Here is a 238-nt window from a genome sequence, read left to right as displayed (position 1 = left end):
CGTAGGCGCCCAGTGCCGAGGCGATGACGTAGCTGGCCAGACGGAACTGGAACACGTTGTAGCCCAGGGCCGTGGTGCGCTCAGGGTTTTCCTGCACCGCATCGACAATGCGGCCGAACTTGGAGCGCATAATGAGCTTGAAGAACAGCAGGCAGTTGAACAGCGACAGCAGGCACAGATAGTAGAAGTGCGTCGGGTTGTCGAGATCGAACAGGTTCAGGCCGAAAACACTGGTCTC

The 238-nt window shown here is 58.4% G+C and carries 1 protein-coding gene; it reads right to left on the bottom strand.

Translation table 11 applies throughout. From position 1 onward, the window contains the following. Nucleotides 1-238: ABC transporter permease subunit (locus MO867_RS23070; protein WP_444875293.1), on the bottom strand; the 238-nt coding region annotated here is incomplete at both ends.

Source organism: Microbulbifer okhotskensis, assembly GCF_023895975.1.
GTDB lineage: Bacteria > Pseudomonadota > Gammaproteobacteria > Pseudomonadales > Cellvibrionaceae > Microbulbifer > Microbulbifer okhotskensis.
The sequence above is the reverse complement of the archived record's forward strand: the minus strand, read 5'-3'. Positions and strand labels throughout refer to the sequence as shown.